The organism is Pseudoxanthomonas sp., from assembly GCF_036845285.1.
Lineage (GTDB): Bacteria > Pseudomonadota > Gammaproteobacteria > Xanthomonadales > Xanthomonadaceae > Pseudoxanthomonas_A.
In genome coordinates this window covers 21952-42628 of sequence record NZ_DAIUEE010000002.1, presented here as the reverse complement: position 1 = coordinate 42628, position 20677 = coordinate 21952, and the positions used below count along the sequence as shown (strand labels likewise).

19 protein-coding genes and 2 pseudogenes are annotated in these 20677 nt (G+C 69.1%); 10 read left to right on the top strand and 11 right to left on the bottom strand.

Annotation, left to right across the window (positions count from 1 at the left end; genetic code table 11):
- Window positions 1-67: 67 nt before the first annotated feature.
- Both V7060_RS02580 and V7060_RS02575 read right to left on the bottom strand, forming a co-directional pair.
- Window positions 68-1720 carry a diguanylate cyclase gene (locus tag V7060_RS02580; RefSeq protein ID WP_334177705.1) on the bottom strand — a complete coding sequence of 551 codons (1653 nt, stop codon included), beginning with the start codon at window positions 1718-1720 and terminating at the stop codon, window positions 68-70.
- A 143-nt stretch (window positions 1721-1863) separates the two neighbouring features.
- Complete coding sequence (locus V7060_RS02575) at window positions 1864-3768, bottom strand: DEAD/DEAH box helicase (RefSeq protein WP_334177704.1); 1905 nt, start codon at window positions 3766-3768, stop codon at window positions 1864-1866.
- Between the two features lie 189 nt (window positions 3769-3957).
- Between V7060_RS02575 and V7060_RS02570 the strand changes: the two genes are divergently transcribed.
- Genes V7060_RS02570 through V7060_RS02560 form a run of 3 tightly spaced genes read left to right on the top strand, consistent with a single transcriptional unit; the run spans window position 3958 to window position 5413 of the window.
- Entirely contained in the window at window positions 3958-4455 is a 498-nt protein-coding gene (locus V7060_RS02570) for a sigma-70 family RNA polymerase sigma factor (protein WP_334177703.1), read from the top strand.
- 30 nt (window positions 4456-4485) lie between these two features.
- Window positions 4486-5157, top strand: coding sequence for a serine/threonine protein kinase (locus tag V7060_RS02565; RefSeq protein WP_334177702.1), 672 nt, complete (start codon window positions 4486-4488; stop codon window positions 5155-5157).
- Window positions 5158-5182: 25 nt separating this feature from the next.
- A complete protein-coding gene (locus V7060_RS02560; protein WP_334177701.1) occupies window positions 5183-5413 on the top strand; it encodes an RNA-binding S4 domain-containing protein in 231 nt (76 codons plus the stop codon).
- Between the two features lie 17 nt (window positions 5414-5430).
- Here the strand turns inward: V7060_RS02560 and V7060_RS02555 are convergent, their stop codons facing one another.
- From V7060_RS02555 to V7060_RS02545, 3 genes are all read right to left on the bottom strand, one after another.
- On the bottom strand, window positions 5431-6576 hold the full coding sequence (locus V7060_RS02555; RefSeq protein ID WP_334177700.1) for a hypothetical protein: 1146 nt from the start codon (window positions 6574-6576) through the stop codon (window positions 5431-5433).
- A gap of 122 nt (window positions 6577-6698) precedes the next feature.
- Window positions 6699-7088: an MAPEG family protein gene (locus tag V7060_RS02550; RefSeq protein WP_334177699.1), complete on the bottom strand. Its 390-nt coding sequence runs from the start codon at window positions 7086-7088 to the stop codon at window positions 6699-6701.
- Window positions 7089-7121: 33 nt separating this feature from the next.
- On the bottom strand, window positions 7122-7550 hold the full coding sequence (locus V7060_RS02545; RefSeq protein WP_334177698.1) for a hypothetical protein: 429 nt from the start codon (window positions 7548-7550) through the stop codon (window positions 7122-7124).
- 119 nt (window positions 7551-7669) lie between these two features.
- Here V7060_RS02545 and V7060_RS02540 point away from each other — a divergent pair, with 119 nt between their 5' ends.
- A complete protein-coding gene (locus V7060_RS02540) occupies window positions 7670-7834 on the top strand; it encodes a hypothetical protein (protein ID WP_334177697.1) in 165 nt (54 codons plus the stop codon).
- Between the two features lie 216 nt (window positions 7835-8050).
- A complete protein-coding gene (locus tag V7060_RS02535) occupies window positions 8051-11254 on the top strand; it encodes a bifunctional diguanylate cyclase/phosphodiesterase (protein ID WP_334177696.1) in 3204 nt (1067 codons plus the stop codon).
- Window positions 11255-11589: 335 nt separating this feature from the next.
- On the opposite strand, the gene V7060_RS02530 is transcribed toward V7060_RS02535, so the two are convergent.
- Both V7060_RS02530 and V7060_RS02525 read right to left on the bottom strand, forming a co-directional pair.
- Entirely contained in the window at window positions 11590-11976 is a 387-nt protein-coding gene (locus V7060_RS02530) for an STAS/SEC14 domain-containing protein (protein ID WP_334177695.1), read from the bottom strand.
- A 97-nt stretch (window positions 11977-12073) separates the two neighbouring features.
- A complete protein-coding gene (locus tag V7060_RS02525) occupies window positions 12074-12754 on the bottom strand; it encodes a GNAT family N-acetyltransferase (protein WP_334177694.1) in 681 nt (226 codons plus the stop codon).
- Window positions 12755-12850: 96 nt separating this feature from the next.
- On the opposite strand from V7060_RS02525, the gene V7060_RS02520 reads away from it, so the two are divergent.
- The 3 genes and pseudogenes from V7060_RS02520 (at window position 12851) to V7060_RS02510 (ending at window position 14851) form a co-directional block, all read left to right on the top strand.
- The gene (locus V7060_RS02520) at window positions 12851-13954 is read left to right on the top strand and encodes a DUF1615 domain-containing protein (protein ID WP_334177693.1); all 1104 of its coding nucleotides are present in this window, start codon (window positions 12851-12853) and stop codon (window positions 13952-13954) included.
- A 159-nt stretch (window positions 13955-14113) separates the two neighbouring features.
- Window positions 14114-14473, top strand: a pseudogene (locus tag V7060_RS02515) (DUF1428 domain-containing protein); the annotation flags it as partial.
- Between the two features lie 9 nt (window positions 14474-14482).
- Window positions 14483-14851 (top strand): DUF1428 domain-containing protein, encoded by a 369-nt coding sequence (locus V7060_RS02510; protein ID WP_334178076.1) that lies wholly within the window; start codon window positions 14483-14485, stop codon window positions 14849-14851.
- Between the two features lie 332 nt (window positions 14852-15183).
- Here the strand turns inward: V7060_RS02510 and V7060_RS02505 are convergent.
- The 4 genes and pseudogenes from V7060_RS02505 to V7060_RS02490 all read right to left on the bottom strand — a co-directional run.
- Window positions 15184-15981, bottom strand: a pseudogene (locus V7060_RS02505) (TIGR03915 family putative DNA repair protein); the annotation flags it as partial.
- A gap of 8 nt (window positions 15982-15989) precedes the next feature.
- Window positions 15990-17243 (bottom strand): putative DNA modification/repair radical SAM protein, encoded by a 1254-nt coding sequence (locus V7060_RS02500; protein WP_334177692.1) that lies wholly within the window; start codon window positions 17241-17243, stop codon window positions 15990-15992.
- A 175-nt stretch (window positions 17244-17418) separates the two neighbouring features.
- Entirely contained in the window at window positions 17419-18096 is a 678-nt protein-coding gene (locus V7060_RS02495; protein WP_334177691.1) for a ChrR family anti-sigma-E factor, read from the bottom strand.
- Window positions 18093-18617, bottom strand: a complete 525-nt coding sequence (locus V7060_RS02490) for a sigma-70 family RNA polymerase sigma factor (protein ID WP_334177690.1) — start codon at window positions 18615-18617, stop codon at window positions 18093-18095. Before V7060_RS02490 ends, V7060_RS02495 begins: the two co-directional genes overlap by 4 nt.
- A 247-nt stretch (window positions 18618-18864) precedes the next feature.
- Here V7060_RS02490 and V7060_RS02485 point away from each other — a divergent pair, with 247 nt between their 5' ends.
- The gene (locus tag V7060_RS02485; RefSeq protein ID WP_334177689.1) at window positions 18865-19656 is read left to right on the top strand and encodes a hypothetical protein; all 792 of its coding nucleotides are present in this window, start codon (window positions 18865-18867) and stop codon (window positions 19654-19656) included.
- 67 nt (window positions 19657-19723) lie between these two features.
- Window positions 19724-20677 carry a fatty acid desaturase gene (locus V7060_RS02480; protein ID WP_334177688.1) on the top strand — a complete coding sequence of 318 codons (954 nt, stop codon included), beginning with the start codon at window positions 19724-19726 and terminating at the stop codon, window positions 20675-20677.

Sequence of the window (20677 nt, the reverse complement as noted above, 5' to 3'; positions counted from 1 at the left end):
TCTTCCACCCGTCGCCGCCAACCGTGCGCGGCACCGCCAGCGCCCGAGCGCCTGCGGTCGCGTGGCGTCAGTCGTCGACGTCCCGCGTGCTCTCGGCATCGACCACCTGGTCGCGCCCGGCGCGCTTGGCGCGGTACATGGCTTCGTCCGCCCGGCGCAGCAGCGATGCCGCATCGGCATCGTCCACGGCCAGCGTGGCCAGGCCGATGCTGGCGGTGACTGTCAGGCCGTCGACGCCCAGGTTCGCGCCGGTGGCACTGACCTGGCTCCGCATCGCCTCCAGACGCGCACGCGCGGTCGCACCGCCGATGCCCGGCAGCAGCACCAGGAATTCCTCGCCCCCCATGCGGATCACGTCCGCCGGATCGCGCACTGCCGTGGTCAGCGTCGCCGCGACGGCGACCAGCACGCGGTCGCCGGTCTCGTGTCCATGCACGTCGTTGATCCGCTTGAACAGGTCGATGTCCAGGAATCCCACCGCGAGCGTGTCGTCGCCGGTGCGCGCATCGCGCATGTGCTGTTCCAGCCGCTTCAGGCCGGCGCGACGGTTCGGCAGGCCGGTCAATTCGTCGGTGTCGGCGAGCGCGCGCATCTCGTCGCGCTGGCGACGCAACTGGCCCAGGCGCAGGTTCAGCACGTAGGCGCTGACCGTCAGGAACCAGGTGATCGAGAGCTGGATCGCCTCGACGCGGTATTCGATCAGCAGGCGGTTGCCGGCCAGGTCCATCGCCGCCATCGCCAGGAACGGCAGCACCGCGGCCATCGCCAGCACGGCGTCGGCGCGATGGCGGCGCAGCAGGCCCAGTCCCAGCACGAACACCACGCCGCAGCCCATCACGAAGCCGCTGTCCATCGCCGTGGCCAGGCGCGACAGGCCTGCGGTCGGCAGCCATGCCGTCGCCACGCCCAGCGCGCAGAGGCCCGCGGTGAACCAGGGCAGCCAGCGCTGCGTCGCCGGCCAGAGTCGCGCGCCGCCGACCAGCAGCCACATCACGTACAGCAGGATCGGCAGCCCCACGCAGGAGAAGGCCACCAGCCAGCGTATTTCCTGGCCGTCCATCGGCAGCCACGGCTCCGGATAACCACTCAGGCCGCTGAGCACCGACTGCCCCAGCACGCTCAGGGCGCACAGCAGCGTGTAGCCGAGGAAAACGCGGTCGCGCGTCGTCAGGAACCCCATCAACGCCATGAAGGCCAGTGCGATGGCGATCGCCACGCAGGCCGTGCGCACCAGCAGGCGCGCGGTGTCGAACTGCTGCACGGGACTCGGTGCGCCGATGCGCACGGTCGGGATCCAGCCGGGCTTCAGCGGTTTTTCCCAGGCCACCTGGATCGGCTCGTGGTTGCCCTTCGGCGGCACCACCACCATGCCGACGCCGGCACGGAAACGCGAGTCGCGCGTGCGCGCATCGTGCGTGCGCCCGCAGATCTCGCGGTCGCCGTGGTGCACGCGCACCTCGCCGGCGAAGATGTTGAACACGTTGATGGCCTGCGGAGCGCCGGACCATCCTGCGGGCGGCGCGGGAATCTCGACGCGTTCGGTCAGTTCCGCCTGCATCCCGGGCGTACAGTGACGCTGAGGGGCCTGTTCGGAGGTCGGCGCACCGGTGACGAGGTAGTCACGGCCCGGTTGCGGCGCTGCCAGCGTCGGGCACGACAGCACCACGAGCAGCCACAGCCACCCCGCGATCCCGCCTGCTCGTCCCCTGTTCGACTTCACTGACACTCCGGTACGTCGCCGCCCTCCCGACCTCCGGTGTGCTGGCTTGCGTGTGCGAAATGCAATTTCCGTGCCACGGTCCGGCGCTCCCATGCCGGACTTGCCTCATGCGCGCGGCGCTGATGCGCCGGCAGGCGTCACGCTCACTCGCGCGGCGGACCCTTGCGGTGCGGCTTGCCGGCGCCGAACGGCTTGTCGCCACGCGGCTTGCCCTTGCCCGGACCGCCGAACTTGCGCGGCGGTGCGGCGCCCGCACCGGCACCGCCACCCTCGCCCGGCTTGTGGATGCGCAGCTGCTGGCCGGACACCCAGACCTTCTTCAGGTGCATCAGCACTTCGCGCGGCATGCCTTCGGGCAGGTCCAGCGTGGTGTATTCGTTCTGGATGTCGATGCGGCCGATGTAACGGCTTTCCAGCCCAGCCTCGTTGGCGATCGCACCGACGATGTTGGCCGGCTTCACACCATGCGCATGGCCCACCTCGATGCGATAGGTCTCCATGCCGACGTCCGGCTTGTCGCCGCGCGGCGATTTGTCGGCGCGCGGCCGCTCGGTGTCGGGGCGTTCGATGCGCGAACGCTCGGGCTTGTCGAAGCTGCGCGCCGGACGTTCGCCCTGGCTGTCGTCGCGGCGTGGACGCTCGTCGCGCTCGCGGCGCGGCGCGTTGCCATAGGTCTCGCTGCGCACCGCAGGGCGCTGTTCGCGCGGCGTGCGCTCCTGCGACAGCAGCAGCGGCGTGTCGCCCTGCACCAGCTGCGCCAGCGCGGCGGCGATATCGACGGCCGGCACGTTCTGTTCGCGCTCGTAGCGTTCGATCAGCGCACGGAACTCGCCCGCCGCGCCCGACGCCAGCGTGTCGGTGATGCGCGCCAGGAACTTCTCCACGCGGCGGTCGTTGACCGCTTCCACGCTCGGCAGCTGCATCTCTTCGATCGGCTGGCGCGTGGCGCGCTCGATCGAGCGCAGCATGCCCTTCTCGCGCGGGGTGACGAACAGGATCGCGTCACCCGCGCGGCCGGCACGGCCGGTGCGGCCGATGCGGTGCACGTAGCTTTCGGTGTCGTACGGGATGTCGTAGTTCAGCACGTGGCTGATGCGCTCCACGTCCAGCCCGCGCGCGGCCACGTCGGTGGCGACGAGGATATCGAGCTTGCCTTCCTTGAGCTGCTGGATGGTCTTCTCGCGCGCGGCCTGCTGCATGTCGCCATTGATCGCCGCCGCGGCCAGGCCGCGCGCCTGCAGCTTGTCGGCGAGTTCTTCGGTGGCCGCCTTGGTGCGGGCGAAGACGATCATGCCGTCGAACGGTTCCACTTCCAGGATGCGGGTCAGCGCATCCAGCTTGTGCATGCCGCTGACCCACCAGTAGCGCTGGCGGATGTTGGCCGAGGTGGTGGTCTTGGAGGCGATGTTCACCTCGACCGGATCCTTCAGGTAGGTCTGCGCGATGCGGCGGATGGCCGGCGGCATCGTCGCCGAGAACAGCGCCACCTGGCGCGTCTCCGGCGTCTTCTTCAGCACGGTCTCGACATCGTCGATGAAGCCCATGCGCAGCATTTCGTCGGCTTCGTCCAGCACCAGCGTGGTCAGGCCGGACAGGTCCAGCGAGCCGCGTTCCAGATGGTCGATCACGCGGCCGGGCGTGCCGACGACGACGTGCACGCCACGCTTCAACGCCTGCAGCTGTGGGTAGTAGCTCTGCCCGCCGTAGATCGGCAGCACGTGGAAGCCTGGGATCTTGCCGGCGTACTTCTGGAACGCCTCGGCCACCTGGATCGCCAGTTCGCGCGTCGGCGCCAGCACCAGCGCCTGCGGACTGGCGGCATTGGGCTTGATGTTGGCCAGCACCGGCAGCGCGAACGCGGCGGTCTTGCCGGTACCGGTCTGCGCCGTGCCCAGCACATCGCGGCCGGCCAGCATGGCGGGAATGGTGGCGGCCTGGATCGGCGACGGGGTTTCGTAGCCCACCGCGGTGACGGCCGCCATGACAGGCGCCGGCAGGCCGAGATCGGCGAACAGGAGGGGGGCGGACGAAGGGGATTCGGTGGACATGCGGAGACTCCGGGGCGTCGCGGAGCCGCACGCCGAGCCGCACATTGTGCGCCTTCGGGGGCCTCCTGTCGCGTTGCAGCACGGCCGGGCCTTCACGCCTGCGGGGACTGTGATGTTTCCCGCGCGGCGGCGAATCACCTGCCAGACCCGCACAATCGAGCGCATGCCCGGATGGAATCAACCCCCGCCATGACCACGGACCCGGCCGCCCGCGCCGGCTTCCAGGTCCTGCTGCAGGCCCACCGCGGCATCGTCGCCAAGGTCGCCGGCACCTATGCCTGGCACCCCGACGACCGCGACGACCTGATGCAGGACATCGCCACCCAACTGTGGCGGGCCTGGCCGGACTACGACCCGGCGCGGCCGTTCTCCACCTGGATGTACCGGATCGCGCTGAACGTGGCCATTTCGCACGTGCGCAGCCGGACACGCGGCGCGCAGACGGATGCCTGGAACGAAGACCACCACGACCTGCCCGACCCCCGTGCGCACGACCACGAAGGCCGGCAGCAGGTGGACCTGCTGTACCGCTTCATCCAGGCGCAGCCGCCGCTCGACCGCGCGCTGCTGCTGCTCTACCTGGAAGACCGGAGCTACCGCGAGATGGCCGACGTGCTCGGCCTGAGCGAAACCAACGTCGCCACCAAGATCAGCCGGCTGAAACAGCGGCTGCGCCAGGAACTCTGACCGATGACCACCGCACACGGAAGCCTCCCCATGGAACCCGATGACCTGAAACTCGTCTGGCAGACGCTGTCGCGTCGCCTCGAACGCCACGACGCACTGCAGACCCACGTGCTGCTGGAACAACGCAAGCAGAAGGCGATTTCCAGCCTGCGCCCGCTGTTCTGGGGCCAGGTGGTGCAGACGCTGTTCGGCATCCCCTTCATCCTGCTGGCCGCGTTGCTGTGGATCCGCGGCGGACAGTCCGCGGAAGGTCTGCCGTGGACGACGATCGCCGCCGGTATCGTCGTGCAGCTGTACGGCATCGCCACCCTCGCCATGGCCGGCCAGACACTGCTGCGCATCCGCGAGATCGATTACACGCGACCCGTCGTCGACATCCAGAAGCGCCTGGCCACGCTGCGTCGGACCTACCTCGTCAACGGCATGCTCGCTGGCCTGCCGTGGTGGTTCCTGTGGGTGCCGCTGCTGATGGTGCTGGCCGGCCTGGGCGGCAACGACCTGTTCGCCAGCGCGCCCCGCGTGGTCTGGATCGGACTGGGCGTCGGCGCGGCCGGCCTGGCGGCGACCGCGTGGTTCCATCGCTGGTCGCGCGACCCGGCGCGTCCGCGTCTGGTCAAGGCGATGGAGGACAGCGTCACCGGTGGCAGCCTGCGGCGGGCCCGTGCGCAGATCGAGGAGATCGCGCGCTTCGAGGCCGAGTGAGCACGGCGTCGCGTAGACTGCGCGCATGCAGCACATCGACTTCGACCTCGATCAGGGCCACGACTTCGTGGAACTCAACCAGTTGCTGAAACTGGTCGGCATCGCCGACAGCGGCGGACAGGGCAAGGCGATCGTGGCCAGCGGCGCGGTGACGGTCGATAGCGCGGTGGAACTGCGCAAGACCGCGAAGATCCGCGCCGGCCAGACCGTCCGGATCGACGACGTGGAGATCCGGGTCGTGACGGCCGCCGGTTGAGGCGACGGTACGTCCGCCTACGGCGACGTACCGGAGACATCGCCCGAAGGCAACACCGGCGCTTCTTCACTGTCCGCCATGCGGTCGAATTCCGACAGCGGACTGTCGGCCGGACACTTGGCGTCCGGGAATCCGAACTTTGTGCGCAACGCCAGGCCGCAGGCCTGCATGTCGTCCAGGCCCTTGCCGGCGGCCTTGCACTGGCCATCGAAGCTGCGCATGAAGGCATCGCGGCGCAGCACGAAGTCGTCGCCGCACCGGCGCATCAGCTGCAGGCGGTCCAGGTCGTCCTGCGCCGCGTTGGTGCCGTCCAGGCCGTACTCCTGCAATTCGTCCTTGCTCAGCAGGCGCAGGCGCCGGTTGGGCACCGTCATCATCAGGTCGGCGACCGCCACCGCCACGCCGTTGCGCGACAGGTAGTCCTTGACGCGGTCATAGACGCCACGCAGTTCCTCGTTGAGTTCGCTGCGCGTGGTCGCGGTGGAACTCATGCGGATGATGCGGTGCACGCCCACCTTGCCGGAGATCAGCCGGTTGTCGCCCGCGCCCAGTACGAAGACGCAGGCGCTGTGGCAGACCGACCCTTCACGCACCCAGATCGTCCAGCCGCCGGCACCGATGGCATCGCCGGCCTTGATCGCGTCCTCCACCTGCCCTCCCGCGGAATCGAGGTCGAGGATGCGCTTGTGGATGTCCATGCGGCCGGCGATGTCCGCGACGCGCGACACCAGGTCGGTGAAGTCGGCCGCGATCTTGCCCTGGTAGCGCAAGCGCAGCACGCCGCCCTTCTGGCATGGCGACAAGGCATCGACCACGCTGAAGAACGCCAGCGATTCCAGCGGCGCGCCATCGCCTTCTTCGGTGTTGTAGTCGGCCTGGCAGCTGATCCAGGCTTTGCCGGACGCCACTTTCGAAACCGGCCAGTCGGTCGACAGGCCGGCGCGTGGCGCCTCGGCCGGCATGGCGAGCGGCCCGGTCGATACCGCACCGTCGCCGCGCTCGGCCTGCTGGGCCGGCGTGTCCTGCCGCGCAGGCGCCTGCGTCGCGTCCGCCAGGGCGTCGGGCGCCGCGGCTGCCGGTTCGCCCATGCGGCAGCCGGCCAGTCCAAGGCTGGCGGCAAGCAACAACGACAGGGGCAGGCGGCAGAGGGGGAAAGACGACATCCGATCGATCACGGCGCAATGCACGGACCCGAAGGCCCCGGCACGGGAGGGAGGCGGTCTAGTCTAGTGTCAAACCCTGCGCGCCCGCCGACCGCGCGATGAATCCGGTCCACGGCATCGCGTCACAACAGCGCCCACAGCAGTTGCAGCAGACCCCACAGCGACAATGCCCAGATCAGCGTACGCAGGTACGGGATACCCGCCGCGTAGACCGGCACGTAGGCGAGCCGCGCCCAGACATAGCACTGTGCGCCCAGTGCCGTGCCGGCATCGCCGCGCTCCAGCACGACCACCGCCAGCGCCGCGGCGGCGAAGAACGGAAAGGTTTCCAGGAAGTTGCGCAGCGCGCGGTCCACCCGCGCCGCCACGCCGGTCAGTGGTGGCAATGCGGCGTCACGCGCACCGACATTCCATGCCAGGCCCCGCTGGCGTGTCGTCAGCGCCGCCCCGAGCAGCACGTGCGCCAGGCCCAGCGCAATGGCCCAGGCAAGCATCTTCAGTTCGATCGGCATGGCACGGGTTCCCGGCGGACGATGCCCGGCACTCTAGCGCAGCCGGCATCGCGTCTGCGCGACGCTGGCCGAGGTGCTTGTCGTGCGCGCTGGACCCGGCCCGGATGGATCGGCGAAGCCCTCGATGGCGACGATCGCGCCGGCATGGCTGTCGCGGATCACGCGGGCGAAATCGCCGGGTAGCGGCGTGTCCTGTCCACTGGGCGTGGCGTCGTCGGTGGCGAAGTGCGCACCGGTTTCGATCCGGATGCGCCCGGCAAGCCGGGCGACCAGCGCGCCATGCTTCTGCGACAGCGCATCGACCTGCGACTGCGGGCGCTGGTCGGTCGCGCGACGTTCGGCGATCGTGCCGTCCAACTCCTCGCGCTTGATGTAGCTGAAGCATCCGACCGGGGCGACGGTTGCCAGGCTGACGGCGAGTGGGCCATGGCGGGACGTTCCGCTCGCCATGAAGGATGGCATCGGCCTTCCTGCACGGCAGCGCGTGCAGTGGAAGGCCAGATCCACGGGATGACGCTGCGGCGCGAAGGTCGTTCACGCACTTCATGCATCACGTGGAAATCGCAACTCCGCATTCCGTCATGCCATATGGCGACAGGCTGCGGCACTTCTTCACGAAACGGAACGACGACGACAAGCCGTCGATCACGCACGTGGATCGCGTGGCGGGCACGCACGTGCCCGCGGTGTCCAGGCTGGTCGCGCTGCGCGATGGATGCGTCGCGCACGCCGGTCCGGAACATTGACGTGCATCACGTACCTGCGCCGGCAGGGACCGACGGCATGTGGCGCGCCGCGCGCGGGTGCCCCTTCGCTCCACGCGCTGCCTGCCCGCGTCGATGGGGACGTTGCTTCGCGGTGAAAGCAGGCTACCCGTCCACCGTACGCCCCCCGCCGCTTGCGGCATGCCGGTGATTTGGGTATCACAGTGGCACGGAGTGTCGACTCCGCAGGGGAACGCATTGGCGATACACCAGGACCTTTGGCGGCCTGTCCAGTGGGCGCAGCGCTTCGCTGCCGCGTTCGCGTGGCTGCTGGCCGCCGCCTTCGTCCTGGTGGACGCCGGCAGCGGCCATGCCCTCGATGACAGCATGCCGCTGGTGGGGGTGCTGGTGGCGATCGCCACGTGGCGCAGCGCGCAGCGGATCGTCCGCCTGGCCGTGGCGGGCCTGCTGACGGCGCTGTTCCTGATGCACCTGTGGCAGTTCCATGCCCTGGGTACCTGCCTGGTGCTGGCGGCGGCGACGGCCATCGCATGGGCACGCGTATGGCGCGGCTTCTGGCCGGAATTCGTCATGCGCGTCTTCGCCGCCACGTTGCTGCTGCTGGCCGTGCAACCGGTACTGGGTGCGCTGCAGGCCGGGGCGACCACCGCCGAGATCGGCTGGTCGCTGTCGCTGTCGGCGCTGGCCATGTTCCTGCTGGTGTACACGCCTTCACTGCGTGACGGCCGGACACTGGAAACGAGCGCCGAACTGGTCGCCTTCGTGCTGGCGTTCGCCATGATCGCGCTGGTCGGCTGGCATGTGCCCGGCAGCCTGGTCGGCCAGATGGGCGTGGACCTTCCACCGATGCGTCCCGTCTCGACGCTGTGCGTCGCCCTGGTGGCACTGGCGCTGCTGCTCCGCCAGCGGAACCAGGAACGCGCGGCCTGGGTCGTCCTCGCGCTGGTCACGATGCCGCTGCTGCTGACCCTGCTGCAGACCCTGGGCGACATTGTCACGCCGGCCAACGCGCTGCTGCATCGCCTGGGCTGGCTGCCGCGCCCGACCACGCCGCTGATCGGCGGCTACACGGACTACGGCGTGCTGACGGCATGGATGGCCGTGGCGGCGCTGCCGCAGGCGCTGCAACGCTGGGAGAACGTGCGCTGGGGCATCACCCGCGGGCTCGGCATCGCGATGGCGTCCGTCGCCGGCATGGCGATGCTGGGACTGCTGATCCAGTTGCCCTATCACCGCGAAGGCCTGTCGATCTACCAGATTTCGCTGACCGCCTCGGCACAGCTGGTCGCCCTGGGCCTGGCGCTGGCCGTGGCCGGCGAGCACTCGCTGCGCGAGCGCCTGTTCGGCGTATTGCCGTTGGCCGCTGCGCTGATACTCGGCGGCATGTTCTGGATGGCCGCCTCCGCCGATCGCGACACGATGACGCGGAACGTGATGAGGACGCAGACGGCGACCGCCGCACCCGCATTCCTGCGCGGCATCGAGCTACGCCGTGGCGCGCTGCGCCAGCTCTCCGCCGCACTGACGGCCGCAGCGCCGGAATCCGCCGAAGGCCTGTTCCACGACTATGTCGACGACATGGTGGGCGCCTTCGCCGGCTACCGCGTGGTGCGCAGCGTGGGCGATGGTGGTGAGTTCCGCTGGGTGCATCCCGGTTTCGATGCCCCCGTCGCGCCGTCGCCGCCGGTACCGGTGGCGGACGCGGGCCACCTGCAGCCGGTGGCCGGCGGTTGGTGGTTGACCGTCGATACCGCCGGACGCCGCACGCAGGCGTTCATCGCACTCGATGATTTCGTGAGGACGCTGAGCAAGGCCGTGCTGTCGGATCGTCCGCTGCGCGCCACCGCCGACGGCATGGCGCCGGTGGAACAGGGACATCCGAAGGGCACGCCGCTGTCGGTGGAGCGCGTGCCCTTGCCTGGCCACGACGTGCGGCTTGAATTGTGGGCGCCGCCGGCGTTGACCTCGTTCACGCTGCCGCGTGCGTTGATCGTCGGCGGACTCAGCAGCGGCCTGCTGATCGCGTTCGTGCTGTTCCTGCTGGACATCTCGCGGCGGCGCTCGTCGGAAGCGGCGGAAACCACGCGCTCGCTGCTGCTGGAAACCGAACGGCGCCTCGATGCGCAACGACGGCTCAACGATGCCGCGGCGATGGACAGCGCGACCGGCCTGCCGCGTTTTTCCGCGCAGGCCACCCTGATCACCGAGAAGATCGCGACACCCTCCGCATCCGGCCATGGGCTGGCGATCATCGACCTCGACGGCTTCGGCATGGTCAACGATTCATTCGGGCACGACGGCGGCGATGAAGTGCTGCGGCGGATGGGCCAGCGCATTTCGGTGGTCTGCGATGGACAGGGCAGCGTCCATCGTTACGGCGGCGAGGGCTTCCTGGCGCACTTCGCCGATATCGACATCGACCAGCTGACCCGGCTGGCCGAAGACATCCGCCGTGCCGTGGGCCAACCCATCGCGCTCTATTCCACGCATCCCTCGTTCACCGTCACCGCCAGCATCGGGCTGGCGCACTCGCCCGAACACGGCGCGGATCTGCAGACGCTGCTGCGCAGTGCCGACGAGGCACGCCACCTGGCCAAGCGCGCCGGCCGCAACCAGGTGCGCCTGCCATCGGCCAGTGCGCAGCAGGAAGCCAACGATCGCCTCAGCCGCGTGACCGCGCTGCGCGAGGCGGTCGCCCGTGGACAGCTGCGGCTCGCCTACCAGCCCGTGGTGGCCGGCGACACCTTGCAGCTCACCGGCTTCGAGTCGCTCGCGCGCTGGCGGCATCCGGTGTGGGGCGAGGTGCCGCCGTCGGTCTTCATCCCGCTGGCGGAAAGCGCGGGGCTGATGGAAGACATCGGCCACTTCGTGCTTGAACAGGCGTGCCAGCAACTCGCGCGCTGGCGAAGCATGGGCCTGCGCACGCTGGGGGTGGCGGTGAACGTATCGCCCAGCCAACTGGCCCAGCCCACGCTGGCGCCATGGATCGCCGAATGCCTGCAACGCCACGACCTGCCCGCCGACGCGCTGACCCTGGAACTCACCGAAAGCGTGCTGGTGGAAGACATGGGCGCGGCGCAGGCGATGCTGCAGACCCTGCACGCGCTCGGCGTGCGCCTGGCGCTGGACGATTTCGGCACCGGCTATTCCAGCATGTCGTACCTGCAGCGCCTGCCGCTGGACATCATCAAGATCGACCGCAGCTTCGTCGATGGCATCGCCGCGGAAAGCACCGACCGCGCCATCGCGCGCACCATCCTCGTGCTGGCGCACGAGATGGGCATGCGCACGATCGCCGAGGGCGTGGAAACCTCGGCACAGATGCACGCGCTGCAACAGATGGGATGCGACGAGATGCAGGGCTACTTCTTCGGCCGCCCGATGGAAGTGGATGAAGCCACCGCGCTGGCACGCGGCGAACTGCGCCACTCCCAGGCCTGATTCGCAGGCCTGATTCGCAAGGGAACCGGTCACCCCAAGATCCCCGCCATCGCAGCGTCGAAAGAGACGCACGCCGCTACCAGCGCGGGCACCGGCCACGATGCGAACACCTGCGCGGCGGGACCGTGACGCAGGCTGGCCGGTCCTATCCGGGCGCGGCGTTGAAGGGGAACAGGGGCTTCACGGCGCGTTCGCGCCGATCAGGTTTGGATAGCGTCATGCACCGTTCAAGCGCCCCCGCCCCCCTGCCGTTGCTGCATCGCCTGGCCTTCCTCGGGCTGGGGATGACGCTTGCGCTGGTCGGTGGCGCACTGCTTCCCTGAGGCCCGCAACCGTCAGCCTGCCTTCGCGGGATCGAGTTCCGAGGCCCACGCCAGCGCGATCGAACGCTCTTCCGCCGCGAAGGTCCGCACCTCCGTGTGCGGCATGATACGGCCCGCCATCCCGGCGACCGCGACCAGCCAGCGCTTGTCGGTCACCACACCGGCACGGGCGAAGCGGTCGTACTCGCCCCGCTTAGACAGCGCGTAGCGCAGGTCCTTGCCGACCACTTCCGGCGCCAGCCCATGCAGGTCGCTGATGTCGCTGACCACGGCGATGCGGGGAAACCGCGCCAGACGGGACTCGACGTCGGCGATGCAGGCGTCGTAGTCCGCGCCGGTGAGCTGGTCGGCGAAACGGTAGGCCGCCACATGGGGCGGACTGGCCAGGATCTCGATCATGCGCACGCTCCATGAAAGCCAGCGGCGACCTTAGCCGTGCAGGTGCAGGGGCGCGTCAAATCCGCTTCACGAAGCTGCACCGCACCCTGCGCTCGCTTCAGTCAGCGACACGTACCAGCGACCAGAACCCGATGTCGCGCCGCACGCGGTAGCCGAGTCGTTCGTACAGCGCCTTCGCGCGCGGATTCTCGTGACTGACGTGCAGGAACGGCAGCACGCCACGCGCCAGCGTGTCGTTGGTCAGCCATCGGGTCAGGTGGCGCGCATAACCACGGCCGGTGAAATCTGGATGCGTGCAGATCGCGCTCATCTCGCGGGTGCCGGCGCTGCCGAGGCGTTCACCGATCATGGCGGCCAGCCGGCCATCCTCACGGATGCCGAAGTAGCGTCCCAGGCCCATGGTGCGCGGACGGAAGTAATGCGGATACACCAGCGCCGTCAGCGCCAGCACCTCGTGGCGATGCGTGTCATCCAGCGGGACGATCTGCGGGCCGTCGTCGACGGGCACTACCGCTTCGCACACCATCTGCGCCAACGGGCGGAACGCATGCAGCGCCCATCCCGCAGGCGCGGCCGGCGCCACGCCCAGCAGGTAGACCGCCTCGCCCGGTGCGACCAGCGCCTCGAACGATCCCGCAAGCGGCGCATCGGCCGCGGCCACGCCCAGGAACGGCGCGTAGTCGGCGGGATAGCGCGCCGCACTGCCGCTGCGCAGCGCGATGTCGCGGTGGATCGAATCCAGTGCGCACCAGAAGGGATTGTCGAGCGCAGTGTCCATGGTCGCGGAGGTCGGGCGGATTCGGGATTATCCACATCCGCATCGCACACGTCGGCGCCTGATGCACCGGGACGGCGCGCTCCGTATGCTGCGCGCATGACCAGGCCCGCCGCTTTCCGTTCCCTGCACCGTGCCGCGACGTTGCTGGGCGCATTCCTGCTCGCCGGCTGCGTGACCGCCCCGCCCGCGCCGACCCGCCCGCCCGCCGATACCCGCAGCGAGATCACGCGACGGATGCCGGCCAAGGTCGCCGACCGCGACCGCTGGGCCGCCGATATCGAAACCGCGTTCGCCGCGCAGCGCATCGAACCCACCAGCGAGAACATCTGTGCGGTGCTGGCCGTCACCGAACAGGAGTCTGGCTACGTGGCCGATCCGGCCGTGGCCAACCTGCCGAAGATCGCGCGCGGCGAGATCGACCGGCGCGCGGCGGCCATGCACGTGCCGCGGTTCGTGGTGGACGCGGCGCTGGCATTGCGTTCACCGGACGGGCGCACCTACGCGGAGCGCCTGCAGTCCGTGCGCACCGAACGCGACCTCAGCGACATCTACGAGGACATGATCGGCCGCGTGCCGCTCGGCAAGCGCCTGTTCGCCGACTACAACCCCGTGCAGACCGGCGGCCCCATGCAGGTCGGCATCCCCTTCGCCGAATCGAAGGCCGCCGGCTATCCCTATCCCGTGCCAGGCAGCATCCGCGACGAAGTGTTCACCCGCCGCGGCGGCCTGTATTTCGGCATCGCGCACCTGCTTGGTTACCGGACGCCGTACACGCGCAAGGTGCATCGCTTCGCCGACTACAACGCCGGCTGGTACGCCAGCCGCAATGCCGCATTCCAGAGCGCGGTCGGCGTGGCAACCGGCGCCACGCTCGCGCTCGACGGCGACCTGCTGAACCCGGGCGCGCCGCTGGACAGGCCCGGCCAGACCGAACGCGCCGTGCGCATGCTGGCCGATGCACTGCGCATGGACGACCACGCCATCCGCGCCGCACTGGAGCGGGGCGACCGCCTCGATTTCGGCGACACCGACCTGTACGCGCGCGTCTATGCGCTGGCCGAGGCGCGGTCGGGCAAGCCGTTGCCACGCGCCCTCATTCCCGGCATCCGGCTGGAGAGTCCCAAGATCACCCGCGAGTTGACCACCGCCTGGTTCGCCACCCGCGTGGACGAACGCTATCGGAACTGCCTGCAGCGCTGACCTGTCCTCCCGCAACAGGATCGGCGGTCATCACGCCGGCGTTCCGGTGCCACGGGCAGAGTCGATGAAGCGCTGCGCGGGGAGGATGTCGAAATCCTCGCCGCACATTCGTCGCGTACAGGAGGGCGCCATTCCGGCGCCGCATCTCCGGAGGTTTCCATGCCGTACATCGATGGTTTCGTGGCCGCCGTGCCCACCGCCAACAAGCAGAAGTTCATCGACCACGCGAACCTGGGCGATCCCGTGTTCATCGAACTCGGCGCCACGCGCGTGATCGAGTGCTGGGAAGACGACGTGCCCGACGGCAAGGTCACCGATTTCCGCAAGGCCGTGCAGGCGAAGAAAGACGAGTCCGTGCTGTTCTCGTGGATCGAATGGCCCGACAAGGCCACGCGCGACGCCGGCATGAAGGCGATGATGGACGACCCGCGCATGTCGCCGGAGACCAACCCGATGCCGTACGACGGCAAGCGGCTGATCCATGGCGGTTTCGCTCCGACGCTGGAACTGGGCGACGCCACGGCGGCCATGTCCTACGTGGACGGTTTCGTCATCGCCGCGCCCACCGCGGGCAAGGCGGCCTTCACCGACTACGCCACCACCTTCGACACGATCTTCATGGGCTATGGCGCCACCCGCATCATCGAGGCGTGGGGCGATGACGTCGCCGACGGCAAGGTCACCGATTTCCGCAAGGCGGTGCAGGCGAAGGGCGACGAAACGGTGGCGTTCTCGTGGGTGGAATGGCCGGACAAGGCCACGCGCGATGCCGGCATGAAGAAGATGATGGAAGACCCGCGCATGGATCCATCGAACAAGGACAACCCGCCGATGCCGTTCGACGGCCAGCGCATGATCTTCGGCGGCTTTTCGCCCGTGGTGGAACTGCGCGCCTGATCCATGCAAGCCGGGCGACGCATCGCGCGTCGCCCGGTGCGACTGCATGAGCGAATGCAGGGCGCGCAGCGCGCGCGTCCATGCCGGAATGTCCGGCAGCTCATCGCGCGTCGTGTTCGCGACCATCATGCTCGCAGGTACACGCGTATACGCACACACCTGCGACGCCGCACGATCGTGGCGCATCGCGCACCAGACAAGTGCGCGATGCGGAAACCGTATGGAAACAGCGGGATTCAGGCCATAACGCAGATTACTTTCGCGCTGTCGAACGTCATCGCGTGATCGCGAATTCGACATCGCCATCGTCAGCGCGACGGCGGCTTGCGCTCCGGAATGCGCCGTCGCGGCGCCTGCGCCTCACGCTCGTCCATCTCGCGCACGCGACGGCCTGCGTCGCGGATCAGCTCGGGTAGCAGGTGTGCTTCCGGCAGGTGCTTCCAGTATTTCTGCGGCATTTCCTGCCGCATCATCCGTGTATTGAGCCGCGCGGGATTGAAGATGTTGGCGTAGTAGGTCCGCCACAGGGCGTCCTCGGCATCGTCGGCCGGCGCATCCGAACGTTGCGCGCCCTCGCCCGCCCACAACTGTCCGCCATCCCATTGCACGCTGCGGTACGGCGTGAGGATCGCCCAGCGCATGCCGGCGAAGCGGCGCATGAAGAACGGTGCGACGCGATCGACGATGCAGTGCTCGGGTTCGAACCAGGCGATGTACGCGTTGTCATCGCCGTCCACCTGGCGGAAGCGCACGAAGGCCTTCATCTTGTGCGTGTCCCGCCGCACGGCCTGCGACCAGCGCATCGCGCGGTGCACGTCGGGATCGGTGGCGCGATCGAGCAAGGCGCGCTCGCCATTGCCGATCCGCCACAGCAGCCGGTACAGCAGTGCGTGCCGGCCCGCCTCCCGATGGCACAGCACCGAGGCCGCGAAGGGCATGAAGTCCGCCGGTACCGACAGGCCTTTCCGGCGTACAGGCTGCTCGATCACGCCCGCGGCCGCGAGCAACTCGCACTGCGCATCCGCCTGCCACTCGATTGCGTCGGGCGGCAGTTCCGCTTCCCACGCATGCCGCGCCTGTACACGCCAGGCATCCAGCTCCCACGCAGGCGTCACGGCGGCGCGGAACATCGCCCGCCTCAGCCGAACAGGTCGGCCTGGCGCGGGGCCGGCGCCAGTTCCTGCCGCAGTCGCACCGGATCGTCCAGGCGCTGGCGCGGGTGATGGTCGAGCAGCACCACGAACGGCAGGACTTTCTGCAACGGCGCCCGCAGCCGCGCCAGGTCGGCCACGCGCAGCCTGCCCTGCCGCCGCGAATCGATGATGCGCTGCACGTTGCGCGCGCCGAGTCCCGGTACGCGCAGCAGGGTTTCGCGCGGTGCGGTGTTCAGGTCGACCGGAAACCGGTCGGCATGCCGCAGCGCCCATGCCAGCTTCGGGTCCACGTCCAGGTCCAGCATGCCGCCCTGCGCACCGATGTCGTCGACGATCTCCTTTACGTCGAAGCCGTAGAAGCGCAACAGCCAGTCGGCCTGGTACAGGCGGTGTTCGCGCAGCAGCGGCGGCGCGCGCAGCGGCAGCTGCGTGGACGCGTCGGGAATCGGGCTGAAGGCGGAGTAGTAGACGCGGCGCATGCGGAACTGGCCGTACAGCGCATCGCTGGTCTGCAGGATGGCGCGGTCGTCGGCGGCGTCTGCGCCGACGATCATCTGCGTGCTCTGCCCGGCCGGCGCGAACTTCGGCGGGCGCTTGCGCTTGGGTTGCTGCGCTTCCTGCCTGCTGGGTTTCGCCGCCTGGATGCGCCAGTGCAGTTCGCCCATCGCGTCGCGGATGCCTTGCGCTTCCTTCTGCGGCGCCAGCTGCTTCAGTCCCGCCTCGGTCGGCAGTTCCACATTGATGCTCAGGCGGTCGGCGTAGCGACCGGCGGCGGCGAGCAGTTCCGGCGAGGCTTCCGGGATCGTCTTCAGGTGGATGTAGCCGGCGAAGCGATGGTCCTCGCGCAGGCTGCGCGCGACCTCGACCAGTTGCTCCATCGTGTAGTCGCCGTTGCGGATGATGCCGCTGGACAGGAACAGCCCCTCGATGTAGTTGCGCTTGTAGAAATCGAGCGTCAGCCGCACCACTTCGTCCGGCGTGAACCGCGCCCGCGGCACGTTGCTGCTGGCGCGGTTGATGCAGTAAGCGCAGTCGTAGATGCAGAAGTTGGTCAGCAGGATCTTCAGCAGCGACACGCAGCGCCCGTCCGGCGTGTACGAATGGCAGATGCCCATGCCCTCGGTGCTGCCGATCCCGCCCTTGCCCAGCGAATGCCGCTTGCCCGCACCGCTGGACGCGCACGACGCATCGTATTTCGCCGCATCGGCCAGGATCGCCAGCTTGTCTTTCAGTTGCATGGGGTCAGTCTAGCCAGTGCCTGGTGCAGGGTATGAGACGACTGCATCGCTTCCCTCGCTCCTGTGCTCCAGGAGAACGCGATCCAGGACAACAGAGCGCAATGACTGTCCTCGGAAGAAGGGAGCCTTCTGGACGCATGCCATGCGTGCCGACCCGGCCGACGGCAACGTCGCGCTACAGCTTGAACAACGGCTGCAGCCGCCGTGCGAGCCAGCCGGGGAACCGCAACGGGGCATCGAGCGCGGACACGCAGATGCAGGCGGTACCAGGCACGGTGACCGGCTGGTGTTCGACCTCGCTGTCGAGGTCGGCGACGTCGCCGGGGGCGAAGTGGCCCAGGGCGTCGTGGTACGCACCGCGCAGGATCTGGGTCAGTTCGGTGCCGCCATGGCTGTGTACCGGCATGCTGCGGCCGGGACCGATCTTCAGCATCAGCAGGGTGCCGGTCCCGGTGCCGGGCGCGCGGATGCAATGCACGCCCGGCGCCATCCAGCGCCACTTGAGCGCGCGGTAGGAGGTGCCGAAGTACGGATGCAGCGGCGCCGGCAGGCGATCGTCGGCTTCGTAAGGCGCCACGCGCACCGGTGGCGATGGGGTCGCCGGTGGCACGTCATCGAGATGGCGCAGCATCGCATCGCGCAGGGCGGCCCGTTGGCCCTCGGCCATCACGGCGGATGCGGGCTGCTGGTGTTCGATCAGCTGTCCGCCGATGCGCTCTGCTTCCTGCAACCGCGCGCGGCAATGCGCGCAGGTCTCCAGGTGCGTGGCGGCGACGATCGCGACCTCGACGGCGAGAGCGCCGGCGGCGTAGCTGACCATGGTGGACGGATCGAGATGATGGTGCGGATTCACGGCTGACCTCGTACGAGACCCTGCAGGCGCAGGAACGCGCGGCGCAGGTGCGACTTCACGGTACCCAGTGGCATGTGCAGCTCGTCGGCGATTTCCTGGTGGCTCTTGGCCTCGAAGTACGACATGCGCATCAGCCGTGCCTGCACGGCCGGCAGGTCCTCGATGCGGCGCTGCAGGTGCGCGTGTTCGGCATGGTCCTCGGCCGAGGTGAACGGGCGCGCCAGCTCATCGTCGGTCGCCGGACCGGCGTCCTCCAGGATCTGCACCCAGCCCGGTTCGCGGCGCACCCGGTCGATGTGCAGGTTGCGGCCGATGCGGAACAGCCACGTCGACACCGCGCCCTGCTGCGGGTCGTACATCGCGGCGCGCTGCCACAGGCGCAACAGGGATTCCTGCGCCAGCTCCTCGGCCACCGGTTCGGGGCTTCCCAGCCCGCGCAGGTACAGGCACAGGCGCGGCATGAAGTGATCGTAGAGGCGCATGAAACTGGCACGGTCGCGCAAGCGTGCGACGGCGATCATGTCGCCGGTCCAGTCATGGGCATCCCGTGGGGAGGGCGTGGGCGTGGACACCGGCCGGGCCGTCCCGAAGGACGACGGTTTCCTTGTGAAGTCGGACGGCATGGTAATGCCAGTTCCCGTTGCGGTTCGTGATGGCGGCCTTTACGGGCAAGTCCGGGGTTTGGATGCGGCATGCCGAATGCGACGTGGTGCATCCGGCATCGTCGCCACGCCGTATGGACCTGGTCCCCCGCACAAGGCGCCCCGCATGCCTGCACGCCACTGCCTGCTCCTGCTCGCCGCCGCTCCGTTGCTCGCCGCCGCCGGCAGCCGGGACGCGGCGACCGCCGACATCCAGCACCAGGAAGCCCGGGCCTACGCCCGCGGCGGCGCCACGCTGCTCTATCGCGAATCGCACTGGCGTTACCGCCAGGACGGCGGCGCACGCCGGCTGGTGCTGTACCGCTGCCCCGACGGCCGTGCGTTCGCGCGCAAGACGGTGATCGAGCGGCAACGGGCACAGGCGCCGGATTTCGATTTCGAGGATGCCCGCGACGGCTATCGCGAAGGCGTGCGCAGCGGGCCGCAGGGCCGCATCGTGTACGTCCGCGACGTTGCCGGCGCTGCGCAGAAGGAACGTGCGCTGGCCGTCCCCGCCGACGGCGTGATCGACGCGGGCTTCGATGCCAGCGTGCGCCTGCACTGGACGGCGCTGCAGGCGGGCCGCGACGTGACGCAACCGTTCCTGCTGCCCAGCCGCATGGCGTTCATGCCGGTGCGCCTGACACCGGGCGCGGCCGTGCGCTGGGAGGGCATTCCCGCGCAACGCATGACGATGCGGCTGGACCGCTGGTACGGATTCGTCGCGCCGACGATGCAGTTGACCTATGCCAGCGCCGATCAGCGGCTGCTGGAGTTCGCCGGCATCGCGACCATCCGCGACAGCGCCGGCAAGCACCAGGATGTGCGCATCGTCTTTCCCGAAGCGGCCGCGACGGCCGATGCGCGCGGGTTGCAGACCGCGCTCGCGACGCCGCTGGTCTCGACGTGCGCAGGATGAACCGCATGCCTGCATCCGATCCGGCCGCAGGCACGTATGTCTCATCAACGCAGTGGAGACACGTGCAATGCCGGCCAGCGCTTCACCTTCCCCTTCGATCATGACGCGTGGCCTGGCCACGTTGCGCCGGTGGTTCGATACGCAGGCGGACGACGAAGACGGCATGCGCGCCGACCGGCGCATCGACTGGCTGCGTGCCGCCCCTTTCATCGGCCTGCATCTCGCCTGCGCCGCGGTGCTGTGGGTCGGCGTATCGCCGACGGCCGTGATCGTCGCGGTGGCCCTCTACGCCGTGCGCATGTTCGCCATCACCGGCTTCTACCATCGCTATTTCTCGCACCGCACGTTCCGCACCTCGCGCGTGCTGCAGTTCGTGTTCGCGCTGATCGGTGCCTCCAGCGTGCAGCGCGGGCCGCTGTGGTGGGCGGCCCACCATCGCAACCACCACCGGCATGCCGATACCGTGGCCGACCCGCACTCGCCGTCCGTGCGCGGCTTCTGGTGGAGCCATGCGGGCTGGTTCCTCACGCGCGAGGGCTTCCGCACCGACTGGTCGCGCATTCCCGACCTGGCGCGCTATCCCGAACTGCGCTGGCTGGACCGCTACGACACCGTCGTGCCGGTGCTGCTCGCCGCCGGTCTGTATGGCCTCGGCGCGATGCTGGAACGCGTCGCGCCGTCTCTCGGCACCAGCGGTCCGCAGTTGCTGGTGTGGGGTTTCTTCGTGTCCACGGTGGTGCTGTTCCATGCCACGGTCACCATCAACTCGCTGGCGCACCGCTTCGGCAAGCGCCGCTTCGACACGCGCGACGACAGCCGCAACAACCTGTGGCTGGCGCTGCTGACGTTCGGCGAGGGCTGGCACAACAACCATCACTTCTTTCCCGGTACGGCACGCCAGGGCTTCCGCTGGTGGGAGGTGGACCTGACCTGGTACGGCCTGCGCCTGCTGGCGATGCTGGGACTGGTGCGCGACCTCAAGCCGGTCCCCGCATGGGTACTGTCGAAGGCGAGGCACTGA

Bases quoted from the DNA above. Each gene is read 5' to 3' on its own strand.
- V7060_RS02510 (WP_334178076.1), top strand. From the start codon at position 14,483: ATGTCCTACGTGGACGGTTTCGTCATCGCCGCGCCCACCGCGGGCAAG.
- V7060_RS02565 (WP_334177702.1), top strand. From the start codon at position 4,486: ATGGAACCCGATGACCTGAAACTCGTCTGGCAGACGCTGTCGCGTCGC.
- V7060_RS02530 (WP_334177695.1), bottom strand. From the start codon at position 11,976: ATGATCGAGATCCTGGCCAGTCCGCCCCATGTGGCGGCCTACCGTTTC.
- V7060_RS02550 (WP_334177699.1), bottom strand. From the start codon at position 7,088: ATGCCGATCGAACTGAAGATGCTTGCCTGGGCCATTGCGCTGGGCCTG.
- V7060_RS02500 (WP_334177692.1), bottom strand. From the start codon at position 17,243: ATGCAACTGAAAGACAAGCTGGCGATCCTGGCCGATGCGGCGAAATAC.
- V7060_RS02570 (WP_334177703.1), top strand. From the start codon at position 3,958: ATGACCACGGACCCGGCCGCCCGCGCCGGCTTCCAGGTCCTGCTGCAG.
- V7060_RS02485 (WP_334177689.1), top strand. From the start codon at position 18,865: ATGCCTGCACGCCACTGCCTGCTCCTGCTCGCCGCCGCTCCGTTGCTC.
- V7060_RS02575 (WP_334177704.1), bottom strand. From the start codon at position 3,768: ATGTCCACCGAATCCCCTTCGTCCGCCCCCCTCCTGTTCGCCGATCTC.
- V7060_RS02540 (WP_334177697.1), top strand. From the start codon at position 7,670: ATGCCATATGGCGACAGGCTGCGGCACTTCTTCACGAAACGGAACGAC.
- V7060_RS02520 (WP_334177693.1), top strand. From the start codon at position 12,851: ATGACCAGGCCCGCCGCTTTCCGTTCCCTGCACCGTGCCGCGACGTTG.
- V7060_RS02545 (WP_334177698.1), bottom strand. From the start codon at position 7,550: ATGCCATCCTTCATGGCGAGCGGAACGTCCCGCCATGGCCCACTCGCC.
- V7060_RS02480 (WP_334177688.1), top strand. From the start codon at position 19,724: ATGCCGGCCAGCGCTTCACCTTCCCCTTCGATCATGACGCGTGGCCTG.
- V7060_RS02560 (WP_334177701.1), top strand. From the start codon at position 5,183: ATGCAGCACATCGACTTCGACCTCGATCAGGGCCACGACTTCGTGGAA.
- V7060_RS02555 (WP_334177700.1), bottom strand. From the start codon at position 6,576: ATGTCGTCTTTCCCCCTCTGCCGCCTGCCCCTGTCGTTGTTGCTTGCC.
- V7060_RS02490 (WP_334177690.1), bottom strand. From the start codon at position 18,617: ATGATCGCCGTCGCACGCTTGCGCGACCGTGCCAGTTTCATGCGCCTC.
- V7060_RS02525 (WP_334177694.1), bottom strand. From the start codon at position 12,754: ATGGACACTGCGCTCGACAATCCCTTCTGGTGCGCACTGGATTCGATC.